This is a genomic window from Kitasatospora sp. NPDC024654 (genome assembly GCF_055559155.1).
Map to the genome: position 1 here is coordinate 42,533 of NZ_JBVHLF010000020.1, position 12,223 is coordinate 54,755.

A 12,223-nucleotide genomic window follows, 5' to 3' on the forward strand; every position below is an offset into this window, starting at 1 on the left:
GCGCTCACGAAGTGGCCTCGGGGGTCGAAGGGGCGGCGGCCCGTCGTCGGGCGACCCGCCGGGACGGGCGCCGGCCGGCCGCGGCCGTGGGGTCGAGCGCGTCCCGCAGCCCGTCCCCGATCAGGTTGACGGCCAGCACGAAGAGCACCAGCAGCCCGGCGGCGAAGTAGAACATCCACGGGTAGGTCGGCGCGGCGTCCGTGCCGTCGGCGATCAGGGTGCCGAGCGAGACGTCCGGCGCGCGCACCCCGAAGCCGAAGTAGGAGAGCGTGGTCTCGCTCATCACCGCCGCGCCGACCGCGATGGTCGCGTCGACGATCAGGTAGGAGGCGGCGTTCGGCAGGATGTGTCGCAGGATGATCCGCAGCGGCCGGACCCCCATGAACCGTGCGGCGCGGACGAATTCGCGCTCCTTGAGCGAGATCGTCATCGAGCGCACCACCCGCGCGGTGATCATCCAGTTGAACGCGGCCAGCAGCACCACGAAGGCGATCCAGCCGGCGTCCTTCAGCCGCGGCGAGATGACGGTGATCACCAGGAAGCTGGGGAAGACCAGCAGCAGGTCGACCACGAAGATCAGCAGCCGGTCGGTCCAGCCGCCGAAGTACCCGGCGCAGGCGCCGACCAGGCCGGCCAGCACGGTGGAGAGCAGCGCCACCAGCAGGCCGATGATCAGCGACTTCTGCAGCCCGCGCAGGGTCTGCGCGTAGACGTCCTGACCGAGCCCACCGGTCCCGAACCAGTGCTGGGCGGAGGGCGGTTGGCGCATCGCGGAGTAGTCGATGTCGGTGTACGTCCAGTGCGTCAGGAACGGCCCGACGAAGGCCAGCAGGAAGAGGAACACCACGATCAGGCAGCCCACCAGCGCGCCACGCGCGGCCAGCAGCCGGCCGAGCACCAGCCGCCCCCGGCCGGGCGCCCGCACGGCGGTGGGGGCGGGTGCCACGAGTGCGTCGGTCTCCGTCGTCATCTCGGCTCCCGTCATCAGGCCCGGACCCGCGGGTCCAGGGCGGCGTGCAGCGCGTCGGCGAGGAACCCGGAGGCCAGCACCACCACCGCGGTGAACAGGTTGACCGCGACCACCGCGTTGGTGTCGTTCTCCTGGACGGCGCTGATGAACCACTCGCCCATGCCGTGCCAGCCGAAGATCTCCTCGGTGAAGGTGGCGCCGGTCAGGATGCCCAGGAAGCTGTAGGCGAAGAGGGTGGCCATCGGGATCACGGCGGTCCGCAGTCCGTGCTTCACCAGCACCCGGCGCCGGCTCAGCCCCTTGGCCTCGGCGGTGCGCAGGTAGTCGGAGCCGAGCACGTCCAGCATCGTGCCGCGTTGGTAACGGCTGTACTGGGCAAGGCCGGTGAGCGCCAGCGACAGGGTGGGCAGCAACAGGTGGACGCCCCAGTCGGCGAGATGGGCGCCGATCCCGCCGGTCAGCCCGGGCGTCTGGTACCCGGTGAAGTTGATCAGCTGGTGCCCGCTGGCCTGGTTGATCGCGATCGCACCGTTCTTGAGGAAGAGCGCCAGCAGGAACACCGGGGTGGAGAGCAGCACGAACGAGGCGAAGGTCAGCGCCCGGTCGGACACCCGGTACTGCCGCACCGCGCCCCAGGCGCCGGCGGCCACCCCGAGCAGCATCCCGAGCAGGCTGCCGATCACCAGCAGCCGCAGCGAGACCCAGACCCGGCGGCCGAACTCGGCGTTGATCGAGGTGCTGTGGATGCTCTGGCCAAGGTCGCCGTGGAGCACGGCCCGGTCGGCCCAGTGGCCGAAGCGGATCACCACCGGTGTCCTGTCGTTGATGCCGAGCGCGGTGAGCTGCCGGTCCACCGCGGCGGCGGACGGCCGGGGTTGCTTGGCCTCGAAGTAGGCGCGCGGGTTGAGCGCGCTGCTGGCCAGCGCGAACGCGAGGAAGACCGCCACGACCAGGAGCAGCAGGTAGTAGGCGAGACGCTTCGCCAGGTAGCGGAGCATCAGCCGCTCCCCGCCGGGGAGTTCCCGATCGTCATGAGTACCGAGCCTTCGCTGGGAGGGGTGTCGTGCTTCGTGTCCGCTCAGAGTGTTACAGCGAGTTGCGGAGCGGATGTTGCGTCGGTGTTGCGTAGCGTTGCGGTTCCGTCATGGCCCAATTTCGTCCTCTGGTACAGGCGTTGATCCGCTGTTAGCTTCGGCCTGGCCGAGCATCGACAAGTTGCCCAGGCCGGTCGGTCGCCACACCTGGCGGCTGGACACCTCCGACACGACCCAACGCTGGGAGACCCCTTCCATGGCCGTAGTTGCCCCGGGCCGCCGATCGTCCGGCCGGCGCATTCCGCGTGCGCTGTTCGCCGCCACCGCGTGCGCGCTGCTCGTCGCCGGGTGCGGCTCGGGCGGCTCGGGGGCCGGCGGTACGGTGACCGGCGCCGCGCCCGCGCTGAACGCCACCGACATCAACCCGCAGCCGCTGTCCGACGTCAAGGACGGTGGCGAGCTGCGGCTCCCGCTCCAGCAGTGGATCAGTCAGTGGAACCCGTACCAGGTGGACGGCACCTACGGCGACTCGGTCGAGATCATGAAGATGGTCGAGCCGATGCTGTTCCGGGTGGACGCCTCCGGTGTCTACCAGCCGGTGCCGGAGTACCTGGAGTCGGCCAAGCTGGTCTCCACCTCCCCGCAGGTGGTGGACTACAAGCTCAACCCGAAGGCGAAGTGGTCGGACGGGAAGGCGCTCAGCTACCTCGACTTCAAGGCCGTGTGGCAGGCTGACAACGGCCAGAACCCGGCCTACGACGCGGCCAGCAACGCGGGCTACGACCAGATCAGCGACGTCTCGCAGGGCGCGGACCCGACCGAGGTCAAGGTCACCTTCAGCACTCCGTACGCCGACTGGCAGAGCCTCTTCTACCCGCTGCTCCCGGCGGCGGGGATCGCCACTCCGGACGAGTTCAACAAGGGCTGGATCGAGCAGATCCCGATCACCGGCGGCGCGTTCAAGCTCGGCACCACCGACAAGACCGCGCAGACCATCACCGTGGTACCGGACCCCGGCTGGTGGGGGCCCAAGCCGAAGCTGGACAAGTTCACCTACCGGGTGCTGAGCCAGGACGCGATCACCCAGGCGTTCCTCAACAACGAGATCGACGAGGCCTCGGCCGGCCGGGCCGACGCCTACAGCCAGCTGAAGGGCGACTCGGACGCGGTGATCCGCAGCGCCAGTCCCTGGGACGACGTGCACATCTCGCTCGGCTCCAACGGCCCGCTGGCCGACCAGCGGGTCCGCCAGGCGATCGGCGAGGCGCTCGACCGGCAGGCCCTGATCAAGGTGATGAACGCCGGAGTCCCCGTCCAGTTCAAGGAGTTGGGCAACCATTTCCTGATGACCAATCAGGTCGGCTATCAGGACAACTCCGGCCCGTGGGGCGCCTATGACCTGCCCTCGGCCAAGCAGCTGCTGACGGCGGCCGGTTGGCAGGAGGCCGGGGCCGGCCAGCCGCGCACCAAGGACGGCCAGAAGCTGGAGCTGCACTTCGTGGTGGGCCAGGGTTCCGCGCAGAGCACCTTCGACCTGGCCACCGCGACCCAGAACATGCTGCTGCAGGCGGGCATCAAGGTGGACGTGGACCGGGTGCCGGACAACGACCTGGACGACAAGTACATCAACACCGGCAACTTCGACCTGGCGACCTGGCGCAACACCGGCTCCTTCCCGCCCTCGACCGCGATCCCCTACTACCAGGAGCCGGTCGGCAACAACGTCTTCGAGAACTACTCGCGGCTGAGCACCCCGGAGATCGACAGCCTGCTCAAGCAGGCGACCAGCACCTTGGACCAGGCGCAGTCGCTCAAGCTCTACAACGAGGCGGACGCCAAGATCTGGGAGCTCGGGCACACCATCGAGCTCTACCAGCGCCCGGGGATCGCCGCCTTCCGCAAGGGCTTGGCCAACTACGGCGAGAGCGGGCTCGCGGACACCGACTACACCACGGTCGGCTGGCAGAAGTAGCGCCGGTACGGAGAGCCGAGGCGCTGTCGGGCAGCGCGGTGATCACGAGGCCGGTGCGGCCGGGTCGGGGGAATGTCTCCCCCGGGCTCGCCGCACCGGCCTTGACCTTCCGCGTTGCCCGCAGGACGCCCCTGTCGCCGATCCACTGGGAAGGAATGTATCGGGACATTCGGGGCGCCCGCCGCGCGCGACGCGAGGGCGCGCCCGGCGGCGGCCGAGCTGTCACCCGTCTCGCGCACTGGATCGTCAACTCCCCTTGACGGGAGGGCGGGGGAGTTGGGCGGCCCAGGTGACCGGCTGCCGTGGCGTGCCGGGCGGGTGCGTGCGCCGGTCGGCGGCGGGTGCGACCATCACGGGGATCCGTGTCCGCGGCCCGTTCCCGTGCCTGTCCGCAGCCCTTTCCCGAGCCGTTCCCGAGCCTTCCCCGAGCCTTCCCCGAGCCTGGAGAGCCGCCCGATGACCGTTGGACCATCCGCCGCCGGGCCCGTCCCGGCCGAGCCGGTGATGCGCCGGATGGTGCCCCGCCACCGGGACGAACCGCACCGCGTGGCGACCCCGCTGGAGCTCTTCTTCGACCTCTGCTTCGTGGTCGCGGTCGCCCAGGCCGGTCGCCAGCTGGCCGCCGCGCTGGCCGAGGGGCACCTGCGGCTCGCCCTGACCGGCTACCTGATCGCGTTCTTCGCGGTCTGGTGGGCCTGGATGAACTTCACCTGGTTCGCCTCCGCCTACGACACCGACGACGTGCCGTACCGGATCACCACCCTGGTGCAGATCACCGGTGTGCTGATCTTCGCGGCCGGGATCCCGCGGCTCTTCGTCGACCGGGACTTCGCCCTCGGCGTGCTCGGCTACGTGGTGATGCGGCTCGCCCTGGTCAGCCAGTGGGTGCGGGCGTTCCGCGGCGAGCACGGCCCGGCCCGGCGGATGGCCCGGCGCTACGCGATCGGCGTCTCGCTGGTGCAGGTCGGCTGGACCCTGGTGCTGCTGCTGCCACACACGGTGATCCCGTACGTGATGCCGATCGGCGCCGCGGCCGAGCTGAGCGTCCCGGCGGTGGCCGAGCGGGTGGCGCAGACCCAGTGGCACCCGCACCACATCTCCGAGCGCTACGGCCTGTTCACCCTGATCGTGCTCGGTGAGACGGTCTCCGCGGCCACCGTCGCGGTGCAGTCGGGGGTGGACGAGCACCGGTCGCTGGGGCGGCTGCTGCCGGTCGCGGCCGGCGGCCTGCTGCTCTGCTTCTCGGCCTGGTGGATCTACTTCGCCCGCTCGGTGCACGAGCACCTGCGCTCCAACCGGCAGGCGTTCCTCTGGGGGTACGGCCACTATCCGATCTTCGGATCGGCGGCGGCGATCGGGGCCGGACTGGAGGTGGCGGTGGAGTCCGCGGTCGGCCAGGCGCACATCTCGGTCACCGCGGCCACCGCCGCGGTGACCGTGCCGGCGGCGCTCTACCTGCTGACCGTCTGGCTGCTGCACGCCCGGCACGTGAAGAGCGGCGCCTCGCAGTGGGTGCTGCCGATCGCCTCGGCGGCGGTGCTGGCCTGCACGGCGCTGGCGGGCGCGGCGGGCGTGCTGGCGGCGGGGCTGGTGGCGGCCGCGGCGGTGGCGGTGGGGGTCGCGCTGCACGCGCGGGACACGGCCGCGGCCTGAGCGGCGGCTGTCGGTGCCGGGTGCGAGGATCGCCAGGCCGTCCCCGCGTCCCGTCCGGAGGTTCCACCCCATGCCCCGCGAACTCGCCGACCTGCCCTTCGCCCACCTGCTCCAGCCGCACCCCGGTCCGTGGCGCCGCGACGAGCGCTACGACACCGCGCACTTCGACGGCGGCACGTACCAGGGCGTGCAGGCGGGTGGGGCGTCCTTCCTGGAGTGTGCGTTCACCGGCGTCTCGGTGCTTGAGGCCCGGCTGCGGCAGGCCCGGTTCACCGAGGTGTGGCTGGACGCCTGCCGCTGGGTGGCCACCGACCTGGCCGAGAGCGAGTGGCAGGACGCCACCGTGCGCGGCGGCCTGTTCGCCGGGATCGCCGGCTACGGTGCGCAGCTGCGCCGGCTGGTGCTGCGCCAGTGCAAGCTGGAGTCGGTCAACCTGCGCTCCGCGGTGCTGCGCGAAGTGGTCTTCGAGGACTGCCAGTTGACCGATGTGGACTTCGGTGGGGCGAAGCTCGCCGAGGTCTCGTTCCCGGGCAGTTCGCTGCAGCAGGTGCGCTTCGGTGGTGCGAAGCTGACGAAGGTGGACCTGCGCGGTGCCACCCGGCTGGACCTCCCGGACGGCCACGAGGGCCTGCGCGGCGCGCTCATCTCGTCCGTCCAACTCTTCGAGCTGGCACCGCAGTTCGCGCAGGCGTTGGGGGTCGTGGTGAAGGACGCCTGAGCGGGAGCGGGCCCCGCTCAGGCGCGGCCCTACGCTTCTTCCTTGAGGTACTCCTCGTACTTGGCGGCGGAGAGCAGGCCGTTCAGGTCGGCGGCCTTCGCCAGGGTCAGCTCGATCAGCCAACCGTCGCCGTAGGGGTCGTCGTTGACCGATTCCGGCTCACCGTCCAGGCTCTCGTTCACTGCCGCGACGGTACCGGCGACCGGGACGTAGACCTCGGACACCGCCTTGACCGACTCGATGCTGCCGAAGGGTTCGCCGGCGTCGAACTTGTCTTTGACCTTGGGAAGTTCGACGTACACGATGTCGCCGAGTTGCTTCTGCGCGAACTCCGTGATGCCGATCCGTACCTTGCCGTCGCCCAGTGTCCTGATCCACTCGTGGTCCCTGGTGTACTTGAGGTCGCTCGGGGTGTTGGCCATGTTTCTCTCCTTTGATGGGTCTGCCGTCAGCGGGTGAGCTTGAGGGAGGTGTACTCGCGGATGCCCTCGGAGCCGCCGGTGCCGGCACCGTCGAGGCTGGCGAGGAGCGAGAGCTGGTGGCCGGTGGCCTGCTGGGTACTGGGGGCGGGCAGCGCGGGGAGGGCGACGGTGGCGGTCCAGGGCTGGTCGGTGGCGGGGCAGGGGAGGCTGGCCAGCGCGCTGCCCACGGCGATGCCGGCGGCGGACCTGTCGGTGAGGGTGAGGGTGAGGTTCACGGTGGGGGCGGTGCTGGAGCAGCCGTACGTGCCGGTGGCGGTGTAGCCGCCCCTGGCGTCGGGCGTGAGGGTGGGGTCGGCCCGCAGGAAGAGCGGGTGGTTGAAGAGGATGGCCTCGGCGGTGGCCTCCTCGCCCAGCTGGCCGCTCCGGGTGATGGTGGCGTGGGCCTCGGCGGTGTGGTCCTTGGTGAAGGCGGGGGAGCCGGCGTCGGGGATGACGGTGGTGGTGAAGGTGCCGTCGGCGGTCTGGCAGGGGACGGTGACGTCGGCCGTGCCGTGTGCGTTGTTGTCGGCCGCGAGGTCGAGCCGGATCCGGGCGTTGCCGGTGTGGTCGGTGTCCTGGCACGCGTAGCCGCCGTCGAGGACGACCAGGCCGCTGGGGGTGACGGAGGCGGTCGCCTGTTTGATCCACACGTCGAGTGAGGACGTGGTGGTCGTGGCTCTGGAGGCCGGGTCCGGGGCGGCCTGGGCGGGAGTGGCGGTGAGGACGGTGGCGGCCGCCAGGGTGGTGGCGGCGAGGATGGTGCTGCGCATGGGGGCCTCGTTCTTCGGACGGGACGCACGGACGCCGTGCGGGCAGGTGCCCGCACGGTGACCGAACGTATGCGAAGGGGTACGAGGTGTCGGTGCAGCCACGCCGATGCGGCGCCGGTCCTCGCCGGCACCCCCTGAGGTCGCCCGCTGCCACGCCCCCGGCCGATGACGCTACGTCGGAACGGCAAGGGTCGTCGGGCCGGGGAACGCGGCAGTGCCGAGCCGGAGCGCGACCACGGGGGCCACCCGACGGCGCCAGGTGAACGCCCGTGCTCTTGACCGCTGTTCGGGAAGGTGGACCACCGGAACGCGACGGCCGACGCCCAGTCTCGGGGGCCCAGCCCCCGCGCGCCCGGCCTGAACTCGATCCGACGGCCCTGGGCGCCCCTGTGGACGACGCACCGCGTCTCCGCCCGGTCCGGCGCCCCGCCCCGTCCGCCGGTGGCCGTGAACTCCCTTGCCCCGCCGGCCGATCCGGGCGGCTCGCCGATGCGGCACGACCCGCGAACCGACCCGGCGAACCGATCTGGCCGCCCCTAGGCGAGGGCGATGGCGAACAGCGCGAAGGCGAGCACGATGACGCCCACGCGGACGTGGTGGAGCCGGTCCCACCGCTCCAGTTGCCGCTTCCAGTCCGCGGGTGCGCCCCCGTTCGACCAGGTCGCGACACGTGAGTTGATCGGCACGAGCAGCAGGATCGACATCACCACGCTCAGCACGAGCAGTGCCGTGCCCGTGGCGATCAGCGAAGCGCCCGCGCCGCCCCACGCCAGCGCGGCCCACACCGCACCGAGGACCACCGAGCCGATGTACCAGAACGGCATGATCCGGCCGAGGACGCGTGCCCCGTCGCCGCGGGCGCCGAGTCCGCCATCGTTCGGGAGCCGGTCAAGGATCGGGTTGACGAACGCCGCCACCGCGAACTCCACGCCCACCATCACCCCGACCACGACGATCGTGACGACGGCCAGTGCCTCCTGCATGTCCCCTCCAAAGGCTCTTCCTAGCACCGCTAGGCTATGAGTCGATGCTAGGCATGTCGATGCTCCGGTGTCTAGCGATGCTAGAATCGACCCATGTCGGTACACGAACGCAAGGAACGCGAGCGGGCCAACCGCCACAGGCTGATCGTCTCCACGGCCCGCGAGCTCGCCGAGACCCACGGCTGGGACGCCGTCACCACGCGCCGGCTCGCCGAGCGGATCGAGTACAGCCAGCCCGTGCTCTACAGCCACTTCCGGGGCAAGAGCGAGATCGTGGGAGCGGTCGCGCTGGAGGGGTTCGCCGAGCTGACGGCCGCACTGCGCGCCGCGGTCCCGGAGCGGCCCGGCGGCCGGGAGGCGGCGGCCGCGATGGCCCGCGCCTACACCGACTTCGCCGCGCGCAACCACGTCCTGTACGACGCGATGTTCAGCCTCGACAACGGCCTCCTGTTCGCCGACGAGGCCACGCCCGCCCCGCTGCGCGAGGCGTTCGAGGCCCTGCTGGAGCCCCTCGCCGACCACGCGCACCCCGATGAGCCGGGGTTGTTCGCCGAGACCTTCTGGGCCGCGCTGCACGGGCTGGTCACCCTCACCCGTGCCGGACGCCTGCCCGCCGACCGGGTCCCCGACCGCCTCGCGCTCCTGGTCGACCGCTTCGTCCCCCGTGCGGGCCGGTGATCGCCGCCGGTTCACCGGGTCGGTCCCCCGAGCGGGAGGGCGGCTGCCGGGGCACAGGCCCTGAGCAGGGCTTCGCGGCCTTCCTCTAGAGTGCTTCCGTCCCCCACGCGCGCCTGTGGCCCCGGCGGCGCGTGCCGATCCTGCCCCGCGGGCCCGAGCGAGGAGCAACCGTGACCGACCTGGCGTCCATATCCGTGCAGCAGGAGATCGCCCGGGATCTCCGGGTGACCGCGTCCTTCGACGCGCGGCAGGAGATCGAGCGCCGGGCGGCCTTCCTCGCCGACCAGCTGACCTCCACGGGTCTGCGCTCGTTCGTGCTGGGCATCAGCGGAGGGGTGGACTCCACGACCGCGGGCCGACTGTGCCAGCTCGCCGTCGAGCGGGTCCGTGACGCCGGGCGGGAGGCGACGTTCTTCGCGATGCGGCTGCCGTACGGCGCCCAGGCCGACGAGCAGGACGCGCAGCTGGCGCTGGAGTTCATCCGGCCCGACCGGATCCTGACCGTCGACGTGAAGTCCGCCAGCGACGCCGCGCTGGAGGCGGTGCTGGCCGGCGGCACGGTCTTCCGCGACGCGCACCACCAGGACTTCGTGCACGGCAACATCAAGGCCCGGCAGCGCATGATCGCCCAGTACGCGGTGGCGGGCGCGCACGAGGGCCTGGTCGTGGGCACCGACCACGCCGCCGAGGCGGTCTCCGGCTTCTTCACCAAGTTCGGCGACGGCGCGGCCGACGTGGTTCCGCTCACCGGCCTGACCAAGCGGCGGGTGCGGGCCATCGCGCAGGAGCTGGGTGCGCCCGACGCGCTGGTCCGGAAGACCCCGACCGCGGACCTGGAAACGCTGAAGCCGGGCCGGCCCGACGAGGACGCGCTCGGCGTCAGCTACGACGACATCGACGACCTGCTGGAGGGCAAGCCGGTCGACGAGGCCGCCCTCGGGGTCATCGTCCGCCGCTACCGGCTCACCGAGCACAAGCGGCAGCTGCCGATCGCCCCCTGAGCCGGTTCCTCGCCGGCGGGAGGGTGCCGGATCGCGCGCCGGCCGGCCAGTACACCTAGCGGTGCCGAGGCTCCTCGTCCGGGTGGGGGCGAGCCTGGAGGCAGCGGAGGCAGCCGCGGCCGGACCAGGCGAGGGGCGCGGCCGGGCGGTGTTCCGTCTCGACCTCCTCGGGGGCGGTGAGGTCGATCCGCTGGCCGGCGGAGGTGATCCGGTAGGTGCGGATCGTCATGCGGCTCATTCGGTCAGTTCCCTTGGCAGAGTGGGCAGTTCGGCCAGTCGAGCGGGCAGCGTGACACCCCGGATGACACGGCCGAGGCGACGGGTGTGGGCGGCCAGGTAGTCGGAGATCGCCTGGAGCGTCCGAGCGCCGCAACCGCCCAGCTCCACGTGCGCGCTGGCCGGGGTGACGGTGATGCGGAACGCCTCCAGGCCGACCAGCGGCGGGAGTTCGGCGAGGTCCAGGGTGTCGGTGAGGGAGCGGATGGCCCGCTCCGCCTCCAGCCGGTAGAGGCGGGCCTGGTGCTGCTCGATGGTGGGGAACCCATCAGGAGTGCTCATGCCGGACCCCGATGCGGATCAACTGGGCCATGCGCAGCACCACGTCGGCTCGGGCACGCCCGAGTTCGATCAGCACGATGCCGGTGCACGGCGCGTGGTCGTCGAGGGCGGCGGAGGGCAGGACGATCCCGGCGGAGCCGAGGGAGTCGGTCAAATCGGCGAGTGCGTGGACCGCTTGGGCACGGGCGAGGTGCATCTGCCGCTGGAGTCTCGAGGTCATGGCTGGGGACCCCGGGAGTAGTTGTCACTGACTGTGTCTCGATCGTCGCGCTCTGGAGCTATCCTGGGAAGCGGAACCGCGTCTCCACTCGACAGGAGGAGACGCGTGGCGAGGGGAGCGGAAGTGGGCTTCAAGCCGAACGAGCTTCAGCCGGAACGCTCGGCCCGCGATCTGTACGGGTGGGAGATCCGGAGCCGCCGCGAGCGGGCGAACGGGATGTCCATCGCCGCCCTGGCGGAGATCGTGAACTTCAGCAAGGCCCATCTGGCGCGGATCGAGGCGGCGGAGTCGCTGCCACCGGAGGGGCTGTCCGAGAAGTTGGACGTGGCGTTCGGGACGGACGGGATCTTCGGCCGGCTCTACCCGCTGGCGAAGAAGGAGCCGTACCCCGATCGGTACCGGCGGTTCCTGGGACAGGCCGAGAAGGCGGTGGTCCATGAGAGCTACGTCCCGATCGTGCCCGGCCTCCTCCAGACGGCTGACTACGCGCGGGAGCTGTTCCGATCTGCCACCCCGTATGCAGAGAAGCAGGAGATCGCGGAGAGGGTCTCGGTGCGCCTCGGCCGGCAGAAGCGCATGTACGGACCCAAGCCCGCCCGGTACTGGTTCATCCTGGATGAGGGTGCACTGCGCAGGGCGGTCGGCGGCCCCGAGGTGATGCGGGTACAGCTTGGTCGCATCCTGGCTGCTGGTGAGCTGCCGCATGTGACGATCCAGGTGCTGCCGTTCGGGAGTGGTGCGCACGGTGCGATGGTTGGCTCGCTCACGCTGCTGACCTCGCCCGAACGGTCCCTGGTGGCCTACCTTGAAGGCAGCAGTACGGGGCACCTTGAGGAGCGTCGGGAGGAGGTCATCGCGCTTCGCGAGATCTACGATCTCCTCAGGGCCGAGGCCCTGTCGCCGCGGGACTCCGCAGAGATGATCAGAGCGGTAGTGGAGGAGTACGAGCGCCATGCGAACCGATCAGCACACCGCCCAGTGGCGGAAGAGTAGTTACAGCAATGGTGGTGGTGGCGGCGGTGACTGCGTCGAGGTCGATGTCGCGAGTCCCGGGCGGGTGCGGGACTCCAAGGATCCCGAGGGGCCGGTGCTGGAGTTCCCGGTCGCTTCGTTCGCCACGTTCGTGCAGGCCGTCAAGGTCGGTACGTTCGACCAGATCTGACCATGCGTACGGTCCGTGGGGCCCACGTACCGTACGCACATGA

General features: G+C 71.0%; 15 protein-coding genes. 7 read left to right on the top strand and 8 right to left on the bottom strand.

Annotated features, from left to right (window positions below):
• Positions 1–4 precede the first annotated feature (4 nt).
• Positions 5–970 (bottom strand): ABC transporter permease, encoded by a 966-nt coding sequence (locus ACZ38L_RS14875; protein WP_465692859.1) that lies wholly within the window; start codon positions 968–970, stop codon positions 5–7.
• Between the two features lie 14 nt (positions 971–984).
• Positions 985–1,968, bottom strand: a complete 984-nt coding sequence (locus tag ACZ38L_RS14880) for an ABC transporter permease (RefSeq protein ID WP_465692861.1) — start codon at positions 1,966–1,968, stop codon at positions 985–987.
• A 292-nt stretch (positions 1,969–2,260) separates the two neighbouring features.
• Here ACZ38L_RS14880 and ACZ38L_RS14885 point away from each other — a divergent pair, with 292 nt between their 5' ends.
• The 3 genes from ACZ38L_RS14885 (at position 2,261) to ACZ38L_RS14895 (ending at position 6,347) form a co-directional block, all read left to right on the top strand.
• Entirely contained in the window at positions 2,261–3,976 is a 1,716-nt protein-coding gene (locus ACZ38L_RS14885) for an ABC transporter family substrate-binding protein (protein ID WP_465692863.1), read from the top strand.
• Between the two features lie 456 nt (positions 3,977–4,432).
• The gene (locus ACZ38L_RS14890) at positions 4,433–5,629 is read left to right on the top strand and encodes a low temperature requirement protein A (protein WP_465692865.1); all 1,197 of its coding nucleotides are present in this window, start codon (positions 4,433–4,435) and stop codon (positions 5,627–5,629) included.
• Between the two features lie 70 nt (positions 5,630–5,699).
• Positions 5,700–6,347: a pentapeptide repeat-containing protein gene (locus ACZ38L_RS14895; RefSeq protein WP_465692867.1), complete on the top strand. Its 648-nt coding sequence runs from the start codon at positions 5,700–5,702 to the stop codon at positions 6,345–6,347.
• 29 nt (positions 6,348–6,376) lie between these two features.
• Here ACZ38L_RS14895 and gcvH read toward each other — a convergent pair whose 3' ends face one another.
• The 3 genes from gcvH to ACZ38L_RS14910 form a co-directional block, all read right to left on the bottom strand.
• On the bottom strand, positions 6,377–6,769 hold the full coding sequence (gene gcvH / locus ACZ38L_RS14900; RefSeq protein ID WP_465692870.1) for a glycine cleavage system protein GcvH: 393 nt from the start codon (positions 6,767–6,769) through the stop codon (positions 6,377–6,379).
• A gap of 26 nt (positions 6,770–6,795) precedes the next feature.
• Positions 6,796–7,578: a hypothetical protein gene (locus tag ACZ38L_RS14905; protein ID WP_465692874.1), complete on the bottom strand. Its 783-nt coding sequence runs from the start codon at positions 7,576–7,578 to the stop codon at positions 6,796–6,798.
• A gap of 536 nt (positions 7,579–8,114) precedes the next feature.
• On the bottom strand, positions 8,115–8,561 hold the full coding sequence (locus tag ACZ38L_RS14910; protein ID WP_465692876.1) for an anthrone oxygenase family protein: 447 nt from the start codon (positions 8,559–8,561) through the stop codon (positions 8,115–8,117).
• Positions 8,562–8,654: 93 nt separating this feature from the next.
• On the opposite strand from ACZ38L_RS14910, the gene ACZ38L_RS14915 reads away from it, so the two are divergent.
• On the top strand, positions 8,655–9,239 hold the full coding sequence (locus ACZ38L_RS14915) for a TetR/AcrR family transcriptional regulator (RefSeq protein WP_465692878.1): 585 nt from the start codon (positions 8,655–8,657) through the stop codon (positions 9,237–9,239).
• Between the two features lie 170 nt (positions 9,240–9,409).
• The gene (gene nadE / locus ACZ38L_RS14920) at positions 9,410–10,240 is read left to right on the top strand and encodes an ammonia-dependent NAD(+) synthetase (RefSeq protein WP_465692881.1); all 831 of its coding nucleotides are present in this window, start codon (positions 9,410–9,412) and stop codon (positions 10,238–10,240) included.
• A gap of 55 nt (positions 10,241–10,295) precedes the next feature.
• On the opposite strand, the gene ACZ38L_RS14925 is transcribed toward nadE, so the two are convergent.
• The 3 genes from ACZ38L_RS14925 to ACZ38L_RS14935 are packed head-to-tail and all read right to left on the bottom strand — an operon-like array spanning position 10,296 to position 11,018.
• Positions 10,296–10,478 (bottom strand): hypothetical protein, encoded by a 183-nt coding sequence (locus ACZ38L_RS14925; protein WP_465692884.1) that lies wholly within the window; start codon positions 10,476–10,478, stop codon positions 10,296–10,298.
• Complete coding sequence (locus ACZ38L_RS14930; RefSeq protein ID WP_465692886.1) at positions 10,475–10,798, bottom strand: hypothetical protein; 324 nt, start codon at positions 10,796–10,798, stop codon at positions 10,475–10,477. The genes ACZ38L_RS14925 and ACZ38L_RS14930 overlap by 4 nt, the downstream gene beginning before the upstream one ends.
• The gene (locus ACZ38L_RS14935) at positions 10,785–11,018 is read right to left on the bottom strand and encodes a hypothetical protein (protein WP_465692888.1); all 234 of its coding nucleotides are present in this window, start codon (positions 11,016–11,018) and stop codon (positions 10,785–10,787) included. Before ACZ38L_RS14935 ends, ACZ38L_RS14930 begins: the two co-directional genes overlap by 14 nt.
• Positions 11,019–11,141: 123 nt before the next feature.
• Here ACZ38L_RS14935 and ACZ38L_RS14940 point away from each other — a divergent pair, with 123 nt between their 5' ends.
• A complete protein-coding gene (locus ACZ38L_RS14940) occupies positions 11,142–12,011 on the top strand; it encodes a helix-turn-helix domain-containing protein (protein ID WP_465692890.1) in 870 nt (289 codons plus the stop codon).
• The gene (locus ACZ38L_RS14945) at positions 11,971–12,180 is read left to right on the top strand and encodes a DUF397 domain-containing protein (RefSeq protein ID WP_465692892.1); all 210 of its coding nucleotides are present in this window, start codon (positions 11,971–11,973) and stop codon (positions 12,178–12,180) included. The genes ACZ38L_RS14940 and ACZ38L_RS14945 overlap by 41 nt, the downstream gene beginning before the upstream one ends.
• Positions 12,181–12,223 lie beyond the last annotated feature (43 nt).